The sequence below is a fragment of the Pseudomonas sp. SIMBA_068 genome (genome assembly GCF_046534705.1).
GTDB classification, from domain to species: Bacteria; Pseudomonadota; Gammaproteobacteria; order Pseudomonadales; family Pseudomonadaceae; genus Aquipseudomonas; species Aquipseudomonas putida.
Genome location: NZ_JAWRYI010000003.1, coordinates 500705 through 515479 on the forward strand (window position 1 = coordinate 500705; position 14775 = coordinate 515479).

General features: G+C 63.0%; 15 protein-coding genes and 1 pseudogene. 9 read left to right on the forward strand and 7 right to left on the reverse strand.

What is annotated here, in order from left to right:
• Positions 1-60: 60 nt before the first annotated feature.
• The 3 genes from SB756_RS11395 to SB756_RS11405 form a co-directional block, all read right to left on the reverse strand.
• Positions 61-852: an OmpA family protein gene (locus tag SB756_RS11395; RefSeq protein ID WP_174369753.1), complete on the reverse strand. Its 792-nt coding sequence runs from the start codon at positions 850-852 to the stop codon at positions 61-63.
• 50 nt (positions 853-902) lie between these two features.
• Positions 903-1316: a DUF4398 domain-containing protein gene (locus SB756_RS11400; protein WP_014592166.1), complete on the reverse strand. Its 414-nt coding sequence runs from the start codon at positions 1314-1316 to the stop codon at positions 903-905.
• A gap of 276 nt (positions 1317-1592) precedes the next feature.
• Complete coding sequence (locus SB756_RS11405) at positions 1593-1937, reverse strand: pilin assembly protein (protein WP_341797741.1); 345 nt, start codon at positions 1935-1937, stop codon at positions 1593-1595.
• 164 nt (positions 1938-2101) lie between these two features.
• Here SB756_RS11405 and ppc point away from each other — a divergent pair, with 164 nt between their 5' ends.
• The 7 genes from ppc (at position 2102) to SB756_RS11440 (ending at position 9347) form a co-directional block, all read left to right on the forward strand.
• On the forward strand, positions 2102-4729 hold the full coding sequence (ppc, locus tag SB756_RS11410; RefSeq protein ID WP_341797742.1) for a phosphoenolpyruvate carboxylase: 2628 nt from the start codon (positions 2102-2104) through the stop codon (positions 4727-4729).
• Between the two features lie 257 nt (positions 4730-4986).
• Positions 4987-5637: an adenylate kinase gene (gene adk, locus SB756_RS11415; RefSeq protein WP_016501192.1), complete on the forward strand. Its 651-nt coding sequence runs from the start codon at positions 4987-4989 to the stop codon at positions 5635-5637.
• A gap of 192 nt (positions 5638-5829) precedes the next feature.
• On the forward strand, positions 5830-6504 hold the full coding sequence (gene tsaB / locus SB756_RS11420) for a tRNA (adenosine(37)-N6)-threonylcarbamoyltransferase complex dimerization subunit type 1 TsaB (RefSeq protein ID WP_016501191.1): 675 nt from the start codon (positions 5830-5832) through the stop codon (positions 6502-6504).
• 131 nt (positions 6505-6635) lie between these two features.
• Positions 6636-6926 carry a hypothetical protein gene (locus SB756_RS11425; RefSeq protein ID WP_016501190.1) on the forward strand — a complete coding sequence of 97 codons (291 nt, stop codon included), beginning with the start codon at positions 6636-6638 and terminating at the stop codon, positions 6924-6926.
• Positions 6927-6929: 3 nt separating this feature from the next.
• Positions 6930-7799 (forward strand): DUF72 domain-containing protein, encoded by an 870-nt coding sequence (locus SB756_RS11430; RefSeq protein ID WP_410910844.1) that lies wholly within the window; start codon positions 6930-6932, stop codon positions 7797-7799.
• A 28-nt stretch (positions 7800-7827) separates the two neighbouring features.
• Positions 7828-8658, forward strand: a complete 831-nt coding sequence (locus SB756_RS11435; RefSeq protein ID WP_241799655.1) for an oxaloacetate decarboxylase — start codon at positions 7828-7830, stop codon at positions 8656-8658.
• A complete protein-coding gene (locus SB756_RS11440; RefSeq protein ID WP_341797744.1) occupies positions 8658-9347 on the forward strand; it encodes an extensin family protein in 690 nt (229 codons plus the stop codon). The genes SB756_RS11435 and SB756_RS11440 overlap by 1 nt, the downstream gene beginning before the upstream one ends.
• Positions 9348-9349: 2 nt before the next feature.
• Here the strand turns inward: SB756_RS11440 and SB756_RS11445 are convergent, their stop codons facing one another.
• Complete coding sequence (locus SB756_RS11445; RefSeq protein WP_341797745.1) at positions 9350-9970, reverse strand: energy transducer TonB; 621 nt, start codon at positions 9968-9970, stop codon at positions 9350-9352.
• 103 nt (positions 9971-10073) lie between these two features.
• Here SB756_RS11445 and SB756_RS11450 point away from each other — a divergent pair, with 103 nt between their 5' ends.
• Positions 10074-10850: a class I SAM-dependent methyltransferase gene (locus SB756_RS11450; protein WP_049275042.1), complete on the forward strand. Its 777-nt coding sequence runs from the start codon at positions 10074-10076 to the stop codon at positions 10848-10850.
• 33 nt (positions 10851-10883) lie between these two features.
• Here SB756_RS11450 and SB756_RS11455 read toward each other — a convergent pair whose 3' ends face one another.
• Positions 10884-11828 carry an RHS repeat-associated core domain-containing protein gene (locus tag SB756_RS11455; protein ID WP_341797746.1) on the reverse strand — a complete coding sequence of 315 codons (945 nt, stop codon included), beginning with the start codon at positions 11826-11828 and terminating at the stop codon, positions 10884-10886.
• A 273-nt stretch (positions 11829-12101) separates the two neighbouring features.
• Positions 12102-12767 carry a TetR/AcrR family transcriptional regulator gene (locus tag SB756_RS11460; protein ID WP_341797747.1) on the reverse strand — a complete coding sequence of 222 codons (666 nt, stop codon included), beginning with the start codon at positions 12765-12767 and terminating at the stop codon, positions 12102-12104.
• A 183-nt stretch (positions 12768-12950) separates the two neighbouring features.
• On the opposite strand from SB756_RS11460, the pseudogene SB756_RS11465 reads away from it, so the two are divergent.
• Positions 12951-13271 (forward strand): annotated as a pseudogene (locus SB756_RS11465) (5,10-methylene tetrahydromethanopterin reductase); the annotation flags it as partial.
• A 30-nt stretch (positions 13272-13301) separates the two neighbouring features.
• On the opposite strand, the gene SB756_RS11470 reads toward SB756_RS11465, so the two are convergent.
• Positions 13302-14543, reverse strand: coding sequence for an acyl-CoA dehydrogenase family protein (locus SB756_RS11470; protein WP_341797748.1), 1242 nt, complete (start codon positions 14541-14543; stop codon positions 13302-13304).
• Positions 14544-14775 lie beyond the last annotated feature (232 nt).

The window sequence follows — 14775 nt, forward strand, 5'->3', positions numbered from 1 at the left end:
CGGTACAGGCAAAAAAAAGCCCCGCGTCGAGCGCGGGGCTTTCTTTTCAGCTAGCCAGCCTTACCGCTGAACCTGGCTCACCGAACGGGGTGCCACTGGCTGGTTGTCGTTGGAGATGGTTACCTCCACGCGACGGTTTTGCGCACGGCCCGAGTTGCTGCCGTTGTCCGCTACCGGGTACTCCTTGCCATAGCCTTGGGAGACGATGCGCGCCGGATCTACGCCGGCACGTACCAGTGCCATGCGTACGCTGTTGGCGCGGCGCTCGGACAGGGTCTGGTTGTAGTTGGCCGAGCCGACGCTGTCGGTGTAGCCCTCGACAATCACCTTGCGCTCCGGGTTTTCCTGGAGGAACTGGGCCAGCTTGGTGACGTTCGGGTAGGCGTTGCTCTTGAGTTCGGCCTTGTTGAAGTCGAACAGCACGTCGCCGAAGGTCACCAGCGTACCGCGGTCGGTCTGCTTGGCGTTGAGGCTGTCCTGCAGCTTGGCGATCTGGGCGTCGCGGGCATCCAGCTTGGCCTGGGCGCGTTGGGCCGAGGCATTTTTCAGCTCGCCTTCGGCGGTGCGCAGGGCAATGGTCTGCTTGGCCACTTCAACGCGCTGGTTGGTCAGATAGGCCAGTTGGTCGACCTTCTTCTCGTCTTCACGGTCCATGTAGGCCTTGTCGGCCTTGTTCAGCCAGTCCTGGGCGTCCTTGGTCTCCAGTGCCGCGACCTTGCTCGATTGCGGGTCGCTCTGCAGCGAGGAGAAGTTGGTGCGGGCCGACTCCAGGTTGGCGTTAGGGTCGTGCGAGCAGGCAGCAAGACCAACGCTGAGGGCCAGCAGGGCGGGAATCATGACGTAATTGCGCATAGTGTTCATCCTTTGATCGAGTGCGAAGGCTAAGGTTGGCGGGGCAGGGCTCACTGAGCGCTGCGCAGGCCTTCCTCACGTACGTCCTGAACGCCCTGACGGGCATCCTGCACGGCCTTCTGGGCCTTGGCCGCCTGGGCCTTGCGTTCGGCGAGGCGTGCGTCCCACTCGGCCTGTTGGGCCAGGCGCTTGGCCTCGTCGTACTTCTTGTCGTGCATGGCGATTTCGGCTTGCTTGAACTTGTCCTGGGCCGCTTTCATTTCCACGGCGGCGAACTCGGTGCCACCCGCGCTCACGGCGGAGTTCACGGCGGATTGGGTAACTGCGTACTGCTCGGTAGGCGGGTTGCCCGCACAGCCGGCCAGGACCAGGCTACTGCCCAGGGCCAGCGCGGCCAGCTTGAACCCGCGCACATGAGTGGATGACAGTTTGCTAGTGCGGGTCTTCATGGTGGTCAGTTCCATTGGATCACTCCTGATTACGACGATGTCCGTAGCAGTCCATCGCTTATTCCCTGACAAAACCGCGCGCTTCAGCTGAACGGTGCACGAGGGCAGTGTGCAGGGTTTTAGCGTGATGGCTATTGGCTCCGACTCGACCGTTTTTGGAATGGTTCAGAAAAAAGTGCACTAAACGAGGAATTATTTCTGACTGATCGGTCAGCGCGATTTGCCTGGAACTTTCGCAGGAAAAGGCGGTATTCCGGGCCTTGCCGAGGCCCGGAACGGTGGTGCGGGTGGTTATCTTTCGCTATCGTCGTCGGTGGTGCTCAGGCTGTGCAGGTGCTGTCGCGAGAGGGCCAGAAAGCGCGGAGTAGAGCCGACATCTTCGTACAGCGGGTCACCTTCTTCATCGGTGGCGATGACCTGGCGACCCTGCACATAGGGGAAGCTGGCTTCCAGCTCTTCGAGTGCGGCCGCCACCAGTTCGCCGAGCAGTTCCTCGGCGGTGCGCTTGGGGTACATGTCGATCAGCGCGGCCAGGCGCGCCTCGGACTCCAGGTCCAGATGCAATACATGGCCCGTGCGGCTGAGGGTACCGGCGGCATTCTGTTCCCAGTGCTGGGCGAGTTCACGGATTTTCATGATGACCTCTGTTGACGCCTGCTATGGCTGCATTGCATGGGAGTGCTTGCGTTCACTTTAGTTTGCTTTGGCTGATCACGGCTTGCCATTGGCGCTCGGCAGGGGGCACTCTTCGGTAGAGCTGTGTACAGGAGTGCGCCAGAGCCGCGCCAAAGAGAGGGCCAATGACCGATATCGATGTGCGTTTGCGTGAAGATGTCCATGTGTTGGGTGAGCTGCTCGGCGAAACCATTCGCCAGCAGCATGGCGATGCGTTTTTGCAGAAAATCGAAGATATCCGCCACAGTGCCAAGGCCGACCGCCGTGGCCCTGGCGAGCAACTGACGTCCACCCTGGCCGACCTTGCCGAAGAAGACTTGCTGCCCGTGGCCAGGGCCTTCAACCAGTTCCTCAACCTGGCCAACATGGCCGAGCAGTACCAGTTGATCCGCCGCCGCGACGCCGGCCAGCCCGAACCCTTCGAGGCCCGTGTGCTGCCCGAATTGCTGGCGCGCTTGAAGCAGGCCGGGCATAGCAACGATGCCCTGGCTCGGCAGCTGGCCAAGCTCGACATCCAATTGGTGCTTACCGCGCACCCCACCGAGGTGGCCCGCCGCACCTTGATCCAGAAGTACGACGCCATCGCCGGCCAGCTGGCTGCCCAGGACCACCGTGACCTGACCCCGGACGAACGCCAGCAGGTGCGGGAACGCCTGCGCCGGCTGATTGCCGAGGCCTGGCACACCGAAGAAATCCGCCGCACCCGGCCGACGCCGGTAGACGAAGCCAAGTGGGGCTTCGCGGTGATCGAGCATTCGCTGTGGCACGCCATCCCCAGCCACCTGCGCAAGGTCGACAAGGCTCTGCTGGATGCCACCGGCCTGCGCCTGCCGCTGGAGGCCGCGCCAATCCGCTTTGCCTCGTGGATGGGCGGTGACCGTGACGGCAACCCCAATGTGACTGCCGCCGTTACCCGGGAAGTGCTGTTGCTGGCGCGCTGGATGGCCGCCGACCTGTTCCTGCGCGACATCGATGCACTGGCCGCCGAGTTGTCCATGCAGCAGGCCAGTGACGCTTTGCGCGAACGGGTGGGCGACAGTGCCGAACCCTACCGCGCGGTGCTCAAGCAACTGCGCGACCGCTTGCGGGCGACGCGTGCCTGGGCGCATTCGGCATTGACCAGCAGCCAACCGGCCAGCGCCGAAGTGCTGGTGGATAACCGCGACCTGATTGCGCCGCTGGAGCTGTGCTATCAGTCGCTGCACGAATGCGGCATGGGCGTTATCGCCGAAGGGCCGTTGCTCGATTGCCTGCGCCGCGCCGTCACTTTCGGCCTTTTCCTGGGCCGCCTGGACGTGCGCCAGGACGCTGCCCGCCACCGTGACGCGCTGACCGAAATCACCGACTACCTGGGCCTGGGCCGCTATGCCGACTGGGATGAAGATCGCCGCATCGAATTCCTTCAGGCCGAGCTGAAAAACCGCCGCCCGCTGTTGCCCGCGCACTTCAGGCCGCAGGCAGACACCGCCGAGGTGCTGGCCACCTGCCGGGAAGTCGCCGCCGCGCCCGCTGCCTCGCTGGGCTCCTATGTCATTTCCATGGCCGGTGCCGCTTCGGATGTGCTGGCGGTGCAACTGTTGCTCAAGGAAGCCGGCCTGACCCGCCCCATGCGTGTGGTACCGCTGTTCGAGACCCTGGCTGACCTGGACAACGCCGGGCCGGTGATGCAGCGCCTGCTCGGCCTGCCGGGTTACCGGGCCGGGCTGCGCGGCCCGCAGGAAGTGATGATCGGCTACTCCGACTCGGCCAAGGATGCTGGCACCACGGCGGCGGCCTGGGCGCAGTACCGGGCCCAGGAAAACCTGGTGCGCATCTGCGCCGAACACCAGGTCGAACTGCTGCTGTTCCACGGCCGGGGCGGTACGGTAGGGCGCGGCGGTGGCCCGGCTCACGCAGCGATCCTGTCGCAGCCACCGGGTTCGGTGGCGGGGCGGTTCCGCACCACCGAGCAGGGCGAAATGATCCGCTTCAAGTTCGGTTTGCCGGGCATCGCCGAGCAAAACCTGAACCTGTACCTGGCCGCTGTGCTCGAAGCCACGCTGTTGCCACCGCCGCCCCCGCAACCGGCCTGGCGCGAGGTGATGGACCAGTTGGCTGCTGATGGCGTCAAGGCGTACCGCAGCGTGGTGCGCGACAACCCCGATTTTGTCGAGTACTTCCGCCAGTCGACGCCAGAACAGGAGCTGGGGCGCCTTCCGCTGGGCAGCCGCCCGGCCAAGCGCCGGGCAGGCGGGATCGAAAGCCTGCGGGCCATCCCATGGATCTTCGGCTGGACCCAGACCCGGCTGATGCTACCGGCCTGGCTGGGCTGGGAAACCGCGCTGAGCAATGCCTTGGCCCGTGGCCAAGGTGAGTTGCTGGCGCAGATGCGCGAGCAATGGCCGTTTTTCCGCACCCGCATCGACATGCTGGAAATGGTGCTGGCCAAGGCCGATGCGCAAATTGCCGAGGCCTACGACGAACGTCTGGTGCAACCCCGCTTGCTTCCTTTAGGTGCACACCTGCGCGACCTATTGTCGCAGTCTTGCCAGGTGGTGCTGGGGCTGACCGGGCAGCAGGTGCTACTGGCGCACAGCCCCGAGACGCTGGAATTCATCAGCCTGCGCAACACCTACCTGGACCCGCTGCACCGCCTGCAGGCCGAGTTGCTGGCCCGCTCGCGCAGCCGCGAAGCCGCTCTGGACAGCCCGTTGGAGCAGGCCTTGCTGGTGACCGTGGCGGGTATTGCCGCCGGGCTGCGCAATACCGGATGAAGGTGTGCCCAAGCCAGCAGGGGTGAGTGGCGTGCAGGCCATGCACGGGTAAGGGGAGGGTGGTTGCGCCGGGCGCAACCACCTGCCCGGTCGGCCACAAGTGGCGCATTCCTGCAACTTTGGGACGCTTGTATGGCTGCCGGGCGCTGTGTATCTTGAGCAGCCTTCTGACCGTTTTATGGTCATACCCGATTTTCCGGACTTGGCCCTGGTTGCCGAATCCATTGAATTTCATAAAAAAATTTGAGGAGCACAAGATGCGCGTAATTCTGCTGGGAGCTCCCGGGGCCGGTAAAGGTACTCAGGCAAAGTTCATCACCGAAAAGTTCGGTATTCCACAGATCTCCACCGGTGACATGCTGCGTGCCGCCGTCAAGGCCGGCACCCCGCTGGGCCTGGAGCTGAAGAAAGTCATGGATGCCGGCCAGCTGGTCTCCGACGAGCTGATCATCAGCCTGGTCAAGGAGCGCATCGCCCAGCCTGATTGCGCCAACGGCTGCCTGTTCGACGGCTTCCCACGCACCATCCCGCAGGCCGAAGCCATGGTCTCTGCCGGTGTCGACATCGACGCCGTGGTCGAAATCGCCGTGGACGACGAAGAAATCGTCGGCCGCATGGCTGGCCGCCGCGTACACCTGGCCTCGGGCCGTACCTACCACATTCAGTACAACCCGCCGAAAGTGGAAGGCAAGGACGACGTCACTGGTGAAGACCTGATCCAGCGCGACGACGACAAGGAAGAAACCGTTCGTCATCGCCTGTCGGTCTACCACACCCAGACCAAGCCGCTGGTGGAGTTCTACCAGAAGCTGTCGGCCGCCAATGCCGGCAAGCCGAAGTACAGCCACATTGAAGGTGTCGGTTCGGTCGACGCCATCACTGCCAAGGTCCTGGCAGCCCTGAGCTGATCAGCGCCTGACGCCCCCCGACAACGGCCCGCTAGCGGGCCGTTGTCGTTTCAGGCCTGCGATCCACGGCCTGGCGCTCCTACAGGGACCGCGCCAGGCCACCTGCAAAGGCCGCACAGCGCCCCTTCGGGACACAACGCCGCTGCTGCTCTATACTGCCGCTCTTTTCATTCGCACCTGGATACCCGTTCGATGACCACCCTGCTGGCCCTGGATACCGCCACCGAAGCCTGTTCCGTCGCGCTGCTGCATGACGGCAAGGTAACCAGCCATTACGAGGTGATCCCGCGTCAGCACGCGCAGAAGCTGCTGCCGATGATCAAGCAGTTGCTGGCGGAATCCGGCGTTGCGCTGAATGCACTGGATGCTATCGCCTTTGGCCGTGGCCCGGGCGCCTTCACCGGCGTGCGCATTGCCATTGGTGTGGTCCAGGGCCTTGCCTTCGCGCTGGAGCGCCCGGTGCTGCCGGTGTCCAACCTGGCCGCGCTGGCCCAGGGTGCCTTGCGCGAGCAGGGCGTGCAGCAGGTGGCGGCTGCGATCGATGCGCGTATGGATGAAGTGTACTGGGGCTGCTACCAGGCCACGGCCGGCGAAATGCGCCTGGTCGGCCGCGAGGCGGTGTTGCCGCCCGAACAGGTAGCGCTGCCGGCGGGCAGCAGTGGCGAGTGGTTCGGTGCCGGTACCGGATGGGGCTATGCCGAGCGCCTGGCGGTACAGGTGGCGGCCAGCAACCCTGGCGCCTTGCCCAATGCGCTGGACATTCTCAGCCTGGCTACCTTCGCCTGGGCTCGTGATGAGGCAATCGTTGCCGAGCAGGCGCAACCGGTATATCTGCGCGATAATGTAGCTACGCCCAAGAAGCACTGAGTGTTGTTCGTCGGTTATCGCCGATCACTCTAAAACCTTTTGCGCGATCTGTGGTCCAGTTATCAGTCAAGCATTAGCGACGGAACCCTGATGCTGCTAAATTGCCATCATTGGTCCTGAGTGCTCATGCCATGCGTATCGACGGTTTCTCTTCGCAGTCCTACCCGGTCAAGCGCACCCCGCGCAAGGCACCGGCGCGTGACGAGGCCATCGATGATGCCGAGCTGATTGAAGACAGCCAGGGCGCCCCCGTGGAGGCCACCGCCCGCCGCCGCAGCGGTGGCCTGCCAGCCCGCCAGCAGGACATGGTCTTCCCCCGCGCCCGTGACCGGCGCACCGCCACTGCCTTGGCCAGCTACCTGAGCACCGCCGGTTTCACCGACTGGGACATGGAAGTACTGGGGCTCGACCTGTACATTTAGTGGATGAGTCCACCACCCCTGCCTTATTTTCTCGGTTGCCCGTCCTGGAGCGAAAACGCCTGGCGCGACTACCTCTATCCCGCCGACGCCACCAGCAACGAAATGCTTGGCCTCTACAGCCAGGTGTTCAACGCCGTCGAGGGCAATACCACCTTCTATGCACGCCCCGCCCCCGGCACCATTGCCCGCTGGGCGCAGGTGATGCCCGGGCACTTCCGTTTCACCGCCAAGTTTCCCCGGGACATCAGCCACGAGGGTGACCTGCGTGATCAACTGGAGCCTGCCTTCGACTTCACGCGGCTGATGGCCCCGCTGGGCAAGTGCGTTTCGCCGTACTGGCTGCAGTTGCCGGCCCAGTTCGGCCCGGCGCGCCTGGGCGAGCTTTGCCACTTCCTCGATGAGATCGGCCTGCCGGTGGCCGTGGAAGTGCGTAACCAGGCCTTCTTCGCCAAGGGTGAAGAAGAACGCCTGCTCAACCGCCTGCTGCACGAACGCGGCGTGGAGCGCATCTGCCTGGACCCGCGTGCGTTGTTCAGCTGCACCTCGCGCGACCCTGCCGTGCTGCATGCGCAGTCGAAGAAGCCCAAGGTGCCGCCACGCCCTGCGGCCTTCAGCCAGCACCCACAGGTGCGCTTCATCGGCCATCCGGAGCTGGAGGCCAATCACACCTTCCTCAGCCCTTGGGTAGAAAAAATCGCCGATTGGATCGAGGAAGGCCGCAACCCCTATATCTTCCTGCACACCTCGGACAATCGCCTGGCTGCGGCGTTGGCCCAGCATTTCCATCAACGCCTGATGGCACGCCTGCCAGGTCTTGCACCTTTGCCGGAATTGCCGCGCGCGCCCGAGGTCGAACAACTGGGCTTACTCTGACCTTTCCCTGACTGCCGGAGGTTGAACCATGGATGTGCAAACCCTGCGAGCCGAAGCCTTCAAGGCTTTACACGAGCGCGAAGGCGCGTTCGTCATCCCCAACCCGTGGGACGCCGGCTCCGCCAAGCTGCTTGCCAGCCTGGGTTTCGAGGCGCTGGCCACCACCAGTGCCGGCCTGGCATTCAGCCTGGGCCGCCCAGACGCCGAAGGCGCCTTGAGCCTGGACGATACCCTGGACAACGCCGGCGAGATCGTCGATGCCACTGCGTTGCCGGTGGCTGCGGACCTTGAGAACGGCTTCGGCGACATGCCTGAAGATTGTGCCCAGACCATATTGCGTGCTGCCGAAATCGGCCTGGTAGGTGGTTCCATCGAAGATGCCAGTGGCCGCAGTGATGCGCCCATCTATGACCTCGGGCTGGCCGTGGAGCGCGTGCGCGCCGCCGTGCAGGCTGCGCGTAGCCTGCCGTTCCCGTTCACGTTGTGCGCCCGGGCAGAAAACCTGCTGCATGGCCGCATGGACCTCGACGACACCATCCTGCGCCTGCAAGCCTATGCCGAGGCCGGCGCCGATGTGCTCTATGCCCCCGGGCTGCGCACCGTCGAGGAAGTACGTGCGGTGGTGCAGGCCGTCGCACCGCGGCCGGTGAACGTACTGATGGGCATGGCGGGTGTGTCGCTGAGCGTGAACCAGTTGCAGGACCTGGGCGTGCGCCGCATCAGCGTCGGCTCGTCGCTGGCCCGTGCTGCGCTGGGGGCCTTCCACCGTGCTGCGTTGGAGATTCGCAACGAGGGTACGTTCGGCTACGGTGAGCAGGCACTGCCGTTTGCCCAGCTCAACGACCTGTTCCGCCGCTGATGCGGGCAATGCTGGCGCTGCTGGCCGGCCTGTTGGTGCTGGCCGGCCTGGCCTGGCACTTCGGCTGGCGCCTGCCTGCCGTGTGGAACCCCTGGGCGCCGCTGGATGTGCGTCAGCCGCCCAACCTGCTGACGCCGTACAAGCTTTCACGCCTGCGCAATGACCCGGCCTTGTGCCGGCAGGCACTGGAAACCAGCCAGCTGCGCTACCGGGCGCAAGCCGACAGCCCGGCTGCGGCCAACTGCCCGTTGCAGAACGTGTGGCGCATCGAGGGCGGCCAGGCGCGGCTAAGCAGCAGCTTCCTGGCCAGTTGCCCGCTGGCGGTGGCTTATGCACTTTTCGAAAACCACGGCTTGCAGCCGTTGGCGCAGCGGGTGCTGGGCCAACCGGTGACGCAGGTCGATCACCTGGGCAGCTTTGCCTGCCGCAATGTCTACCACCGCAAGCAGGGCCGCCTGAGCCAGCACGCTACGGCCAATGCGCTGGATATCAGCGGTTTTCGCTTGCAGGACGGCCAGCGCATCGTCCTGGCGCGTGACTGGCAGGCAGGGGGGCAGAAGGCAGAATTCTTGCGTCAGGTGCAGCAGGCGGCTTGCGAGAGCTTCAGCACAGTACTGGGGCCGGGCTACAACGCCGCGCACCACAATCACTTCCACCTGGACATGGGGCGCTGGCAGGTGTGCCGTTAGCCTCAGGCGTGAACGCGTACGTTGTTCAGCACCACCGGGCGTGCCCAATGGATGTCGAATTCCAGATCGTTCTGCTGCCTGGCCAAGGTAGCGTCGTCGAACGGCTCGGGGGCCGGGTCCAGCAAGTTGGTCTCGAACTCGGCAATGGGCAGGAACAACGACCGCGGGGCTGGGCCCGGGCCGGGCTCGGCAATCGGATGGCCTTGGCTCATCACCACCGGGCGCATCCAGCTATTGCTGGTGTCGAGCTGGCGCTGCTGTTCAATCAGTTCCATGGCACTGAACGGCTCAGGCGCAGGCGGCAGCAGGCTGGCTTCAAGCTCTGCCTTGGGCAAGAACAACGGCTCGGGCGGTGTTACCTCGTTGTCCAGCACCGGGCAGGCGCGCTGGGCGTCGATCAGGGCCAGCGCACGGGCGCCGCCGATGGGTTCGCCGCTGTCGTGGTCGTACTGCACGAACGACTGGCTGACGCTGTCTACGGGCTCTTCCTGCTGCTCGGCCATGGCCCGGGCAAAGAAATCCTGCCACAGGTGGCTGACGCCCCCGAGTGCCTGGGTGTTGTGCTGACTGTAGTTGCCGACAGGCGACAAATAGGTCAAGCCGATAGGAAGAGTATCTGACATGGCAGTCGCGCGCGTTGTGCTCTGGCAGAATAGCGGGATATTGCCTGTATCGGCCGTGGCTGCTGATTCATTAAGGCTTGGTTTGATTTTTTAGGTGTGGACGATGGAAGAGCAAGGCACGGGTATCAGGGTCGAGGCGATGTCGGCTGAGTATGCGGAGCAGGCCAAGGTGTGGGCTGAACGCCTAAGCCTGCCGCTACAGGACGAGAGCGCCGGCTTCGCCGTGCAGGTCGGCGCCGAGGGTTTGCAGATCCAGCAGCTTGGGCCGCAGGCACCAGGGCCGGTGCGGGTGGACTTTGTCGAAGGCCAGGCCGCCCACCGGCGCCAGTTTGGCGGTGGCAACGGGCAGATGATCGCCAAGGCCGTGGGCATTGCCCAAGGCGTGCGGCCGCAGGTGCTGGATGCCACGGCAGGTCTTGGCAAAGATGCGTTCGTGCTGGCCAGCCTGGGCTGCCAGATGACCCTGATCGAGCGCCAGCCGCTGATTGCCGCGCTGCTGGAAGATGGCTTGGCGCGGGCGCGCTCGGATGACGAGGTGGGCCCGATTGTCGGGCGCATGCGCCTGCTGACCGGCAACGCCATCGAGCGTATGCGCGCCTGGGAAGGGGAGGCGCCGCAGGTCATCTACCTCGACCCGATGTTCCCGCACCGCGACAAGAGCGCCCTGGTGAAAAAGGAAATGCGCGTGTTCCGGCCCTTGGTGGGGGACGACCTGGATGCCCCGGCCCTGCTCGAAGCGGCCCTGGCGCTGGCCAGCCACCGGGTGGTGGTAAAGCGCCCGCGCAAGGCGCCGATCATCGACGGGCCGAAGCCCAGCCATAGTCTAGAGGGCAAGTCGAGCCGGTATGATATATATCCGAAGAAGGCGCTGAAGGCCTGAGCGCAACTGTGAAATCACTTTGTTAGCTTCGCCTTAAGGCCATTCTGCGATACTGCGGAGTCTATTTACTTCCCGGTTGATGTAATTACCTGTGAAATCAAGGAGGTTTTGCGATGGTGGCTTGTTTCTCGGCCAGGTATGCGAAGGCTGATTCGGTATCCCCGAGAAGGTAGCGGAGGTAGGGGCAATGTCGCTCATGCCTACAGCTTTGATTTTTTCAAATCTGTCGTTTAGATCTTCCCAGGATGGTAAGTCTATCGAGCCGATGTATCGTGTTTTACCCTTGATTTTTACAGGCGTAAGGCTCGTTAATATGGATTCTTGGAGGGTGGCGTTGAGTATTCTTTGGTCACCTTCGTTTTTTATTTTGTTGTCGTGGGATTTTGTCTCTGTCGCGCCTTTAGCTTTTTGGGTCGCAATGTGATTTTTAAGTATTTTGTATTGTCGGCGTGTGAGGCTGGGGTTTTCTTGATCCAAGCGGGAAGAAATTTTTTTTACGCTGTATCCTCCCTTCATGAGTTTTACTATCGAAAACATGCCGCTAGGATCCGATCTGTTAATAGGATCATTGGTGCAGTAAGCGTAAGCATTAATCCCCCCCCTTTCAAATGGCGACCAGGTATCTGGACTGTGAAAGCGCATCAGTCCTGGATTGAACAGGCGATGACCATTACCCAGCAAGTAGCCTATGGCAGAGGGTAACCAGCTCTGGCCTGTGAATCGAGATAACAATGTATTGGCCGGCGGGGTACTGTCATAGCCGTAGGGGCCGTAAGTAATGGTCGTCTGGCTTTCTGAAACCATGTTAATGGTTGATGCTTGTGTGTCAGTGCCCAAGAGGCTCGCTTGCGAAGGTAGGCTTATCATTTCGCATAGGTTTAGGTTATTGGCGCTGAGCACGGTCTGCTGAGCGCTGCTTGTATATAAAGTTGACAGCTTATTGCCTTTGTAAAAGATCTTCAGTTTTTGAACTGTCATGGGGGCGTGCTTATATTCGTAGCTTAAATACAAGCTTGCGGGCGAATTGCATGGTTGGCTACTGGCAAAAATGCTAGGTGGGCGTGTCGGTTAAACGGGCTCTGGCTGATTGGCGAGCGTGGTCCGTGCAGGAGCGGCTTGTATCCAGCCCCCGATGTGTGTCCACCACCGATCAGTGTGGAGGTTTACCCTCGAATACGGTGGTGGCTGCAACGGTGAACGGCAGGTGGGAATTGGCCGGTAGGCCCAGCCCTTTCGCGGGTAAACCCGCTCCTACCGTGGGGCGTGATAGGTGTTTTCAGGATGGAAAGCCCGCAAGAATACTCTTACCACCTCGCGCACATGCGCCTCGGCTTCATCGCCCTCCAGCGGCCCCGCGCACCCCAGCAGCAAGCGGTAATCCGGCGCTCCCTTGACCAGGCAGAAGAAGTGCTCCGCCGCACGCAGCGGGTTGTCGATGCGCAACAGCCCGCGCTCATCCGCGCCGCGCAGCAGCGCTTCCATCCCTGCCAGCACGCGCTTGGGCCCGGCTTCGTAGAAGTACTCGCCAAAACTCGGGTCCAGGCTGCCCTGGGCCATGATCAGGCGGCTGAGCTTGACCGCTTCGTCACTGCTGATAAGCGCCTGGAAGTTGCGGGCAATGGTCAGTAGCACTTCTTCCACCGGCACCCCCTCGGGATACTCGAACAGCAGGTCAGGCAATTGGATCTGGCAGGTGGCCATGACCGCCGAGCAGAACAGGGTCTGCTTGTCGGTGAAGTGGCTGTACACGGTGAGTTTTGAAACACCTGCCGCCGCAGCGACCGCATCCATGCTGGTGTTGGCGTAACCAAGGCTGAGGAACAGGGCCTTGGCCGCTTCGAGAATCGCCTCGCGCTTGACCAGGTCCTTTGGCCGGCCTGGGCCGATGGGTGCGTCGTTGGGCATTGTGGTCTGCATCTGGTTTAAGAATCACCATCTTAACGGGTCAGGCGCGATCCGGCTAAAACCAGCTCACATTTGCCTGCTGTCTGCCAGCGGACAGTTGTTCGACAGTGATGTCGTCGCTCAGGCATCAGTGCTGTTTTTTTGTATATAAATTACTGATTTATAACGATTATTTTTGGCATGAATCGTGTTGATAAAGAACTCGCCGACTGGGTCGGCATCGGCGGCTTTGGCCCGCTGATCGTCGGCAGTGCGCAAACGGTGGCGGACGAACTGCAGGCCTGGGTTGAAGAAACCGATGTCGACGGCTTCAACCTGACCTATGCCCTGGCCCACGAAACCTTCCGCGACGTGGTCGAGCTGCTGGTCCCCGAGCTGCAGCAACGCGGCGCCTACAAGACCGAATACCGCGCCGGCACCCTGGGCGAGAAGCTGTTCGGCGACGGCCCGCGGCTGCCGGCCAGCCACCCGGCAGCCGGTTATCGCGACCTCAGCCGCCAACACCAAACAGCCTGAAATAGTCGGGGCTGCAAAGCAGCCCCGCTTTTACGACTGCTTCGCACCCCCGCCAATCTGCCAAACGTACGGCGGTTGAGTACCGTTCACGTGCCAGTCACCAATAATCCGCTCCTTGTAGATCACCGGGTTGTGCGAGGCCGCCGTGCGGGCATTGCGCCAGTGGCGGTCGAGCTGGCGGCTGGTGCTGGTGGTGGAGGCACCCAAGGCGTTGAACAGGTCGCTGGTGGCGCGTAGCACCAGGTCGATGGCCGCCACCTGGGCCTGGGCGGACGCCAGTTCGGCAAACACATTGGCCTGCTGTTCAGCGGCCGGGTCATTGGCAAAACGTGCCAGGTACGCCTGCTGACTGGCCTCGGCGGCACGCAGGGTCGCAGCTTCGGCTGCATACACCTGGCCCGAGGCCTTGCCGATCACCTGCAGCACCTGTGGGTCCTGGCTGACGGCAGCGCCGTTACCATGGCTGAACACGCGGGTGCGCTGGCTGGTCTCGTGGCTGAAATCGCGCACTGCAGCACGCCCGGAGCCGGTGATCACTGCCAGCAGGACCAGCTGGTAGAAGGCGGTCTGGTATTTGAAACGGGTGGCGAAGTCGATGATGTTCTCTTCCTCGACCACGGCATTTTCGAACACCGAGGTACCGCTGCCGGTGGTGCGCTGGCCGAAGCCATCCCAGTCGTCGCTCTGGCGCACGCCGGGCTGGCGGGTGCGAATGGCCGCTATCACGTCGGCGCCGGTGTCGTCGCGGCGGGCGAACAGGTCGATCCAGTCGGAGAACAGGCTGCCGGTGCTGTAGTACTTGGTGCCATTGACCACCCACTGCTCGCCCTGGCGTGACACGCGCGTGATGACATCGCCAATCTTCACCGCGCCGATCTCGGTCCAGGCACAGCCCACCAGGTCGCCGGCGACAAAACGCCGGAACCATACATCCTGTGGCGCGCTGGCGTGGGCGTTGAGCCGGTCTTCGACGAAGGCGAAGTGGCCGCGCAGCGCTTGGGGCACATTGGAGTCGGCTGCGGCCAGTTCGATCAGCAGCTGAAACAACTGCGGCAAGGATGCGCCGCCACCGCCATGTTCTACCGGTACCCGCACGGCGCCAAAGCCAGCTTCCTTGAGCCACTGGATAGCCTCATGGGGCAGGGTGCGGTTGCGCTCGCGCGCCACGCTGGTTTCGGCAATGCGGCTGAAGATCGGCCGAAAGCGTGCGGCGAGCGTGGCGTAGTCGGCGCCGTTGGCGGAGGCGGGCAGGTGTTGTTCGAGGGCAGTCATCGGAATACTCCAGGTACATGAAGAAGGGTATGTACGGGTGATTGCACAGGTCGTGCCGGGCGCTGGAGGGGCCGTGGGGCGGGGTTTGCGCCGTGTTTGCCGGTTTTAGGCTGTGGCGGGGCAGGGCAATTTGTTGGTCGGCTGTGGGCTGGGCAACAGCGGGCGGCCTTGCAAAAAACGCTTGGATTTCTTTGTAACGCTGGCTTCCCGGCATCGCTTGCCTGACTTAATA

Bases quoted from the DNA above. Each gene is read 5' to 3' on its own strand.
- SB756_RS11395 (WP_174369753.1), bottom strand. From the start codon at position 852: ATGCGCAATTACGTCATGATTCCCGCCCTGCTGGCCCTCAGCGTTGGT.
- SB756_RS11400 (WP_014592166.1), bottom strand. From the start codon at position 1,316: ATGGAACTGACCACCATGAAGACCCGCACTAGCAAACTGTCATCCACT.
- SB756_RS11405 (WP_341797741.1), bottom strand. From the start codon at position 1,937: ATGAAAATCCGTGAACTCGCCCAGCACTGGGAACAGAATGCCGCCGGT.
- ppc (WP_341797742.1), top strand. From the start codon at position 2,102: ATGACCGATATCGATGTGCGTTTGCGTGAAGATGTCCATGTGTTGGGT.
- adk (WP_016501192.1), top strand. From the start codon at position 4,987: ATGCGCGTAATTCTGCTGGGAGCTCCCGGGGCCGGTAAAGGTACTCAG.
- tsaB (WP_016501191.1), top strand. From the start codon at position 5,830: ATGACCACCCTGCTGGCCCTGGATACCGCCACCGAAGCCTGTTCCGTC.
- SB756_RS11425 (WP_016501190.1), top strand. From the start codon at position 6,636: ATGCGTATCGACGGTTTCTCTTCGCAGTCCTACCCGGTCAAGCGCACC.
- SB756_RS11430 (WP_410910844.1), top strand. From the start codon at position 6,930: ATGAGTCCACCACCCCTGCCTTATTTTCTCGGTTGCCCGTCCTGGAGC.
- SB756_RS11435 (WP_241799655.1), top strand. From the start codon at position 7,828: ATGGATGTGCAAACCCTGCGAGCCGAAGCCTTCAAGGCTTTACACGAG.
- SB756_RS11440 (WP_341797744.1), top strand. From the start codon at position 8,658: ATGCGGGCAATGCTGGCGCTGCTGGCCGGCCTGTTGGTGCTGGCCGGC.
- SB756_RS11445 (WP_341797745.1), bottom strand. From the start codon at position 9,970: ATGTCAGATACTCTTCCTATCGGCTTGACCTATTTGTCGCCTGTCGGC.
- SB756_RS11450 (WP_049275042.1), top strand. From the start codon at position 10,074: ATGGAAGAGCAAGGCACGGGTATCAGGGTCGAGGCGATGTCGGCTGAG.
- SB756_RS11455 (WP_341797746.1), bottom strand. From the start codon at position 11,828: ATGACAGTTCAAAAACTGAAGATCTTTTACAAAGGCAATAAGCTGTCA.
- SB756_RS11460 (WP_341797747.1), bottom strand. From the start codon at position 12,767: ATGCAGACCACAATGCCCAACGACGCACCCATCGGCCCAGGCCGGCCA.
- SB756_RS11470 (WP_341797748.1), bottom strand. From the start codon at position 14,543: ATGACTGCCCTCGAACAACACCTGCCCGCCTCCGCCAACGGCGCCGAC.